General features: G+C 58.6%; 1 protein-coding gene and 1 pseudogene. Both read left to right on the top strand.

The window, feature by feature from the left end; translation table 11 throughout:
* Positions 1–360 (top strand): hypothetical protein, encoded by a 360-nt coding sequence (locus MTX35_RS26345; RefSeq protein WP_374230357.1) that lies wholly within the window; start codon positions 1–3, stop codon positions 358–360.
* 199 nt (positions 361–559) lie between these two features.
* Positions 560–828, top strand: a pseudogene (locus MTX35_RS25290) (AraC family transcriptional regulator); the annotation flags it as partial.

Here is an 828-nt window from a genome sequence, read left to right as displayed (position 1 = left end):
TTGGCTGCGTTTTTCGCCGTCTCCGAACGTGACCCATTGGTCAGATCGCTACGAGAAGAAGACGCATCCGCAGACCTCCTGCGGCTCATTACTGTTCACAGCACCCAGCTTGTCGAGCGAGCCGCAGATCACCTCTCTGCCACATTTCAGCGATGCTGGGTGCAAGCCCCGAAACGCCAAGCCGATATCCTGAGCACGTCCATCGTTCAGATGGCCTTGGCGTATGTCTCACGGCCCCCGACTGACGCAGCCCAGACCGCCACCGATATCGCAGACCTACTCGCTCCGTACATCGAGGGGTTCCAAGATTTTCAAGCCAATCCAGAGTTGAGCAAGACGACTCGATTCGGTCGACCGTAGCGACAGCGGTGTAGCGCCGCTAGCGTCGGTGTCACGCAATATTCCCATTCTCAAGACAAACGAACTTCCGGACAAGAATCCGTCCAGCTTGCCACCACCTCAGTTCCTGGCGTGATCGACGAAAGTGTCGTCGCAAACGTGGGTGACGGCTATGTTCGGTGGAGTCATAAACTTGTGAATTCGGGTCAAAGGAATCACCGTGAAGCTGAGCGACGAGGGCGTGCCACCGCTTGCGTTCGTGCAACTGCTCGAACGCCGCGCACTCGACCCTGACGCCGCCGCGCGCCTTCGTGCAATCATGCACCGCGAAGGAACCAGTGAAGCGACGCTCATTCAGCATGACGTCCAGGCACCGATACGGTGGTTTCGGGAGGTCTATCCCGAACTCGATATCGCCCACGCCACTCGACTCGGACTTGCGTTTGCCGAGCAGGCCCAGTTGACATCGTTCGGGCCCCTGAGTTCACC

This window comes from Rhodococcus sp. ARC_M12 (assembly GCF_022810385.1).
Taxonomy (GTDB): domain Bacteria; phylum Actinomycetota; class Actinomycetes; order Mycobacteriales; family Mycobacteriaceae; genus Rhodococcoides; species Rhodococcoides navarretei.
The sequence above is the reverse complement of the archived record's forward strand: the minus strand, read 5'-3'. Positions and strand labels throughout refer to the sequence as shown.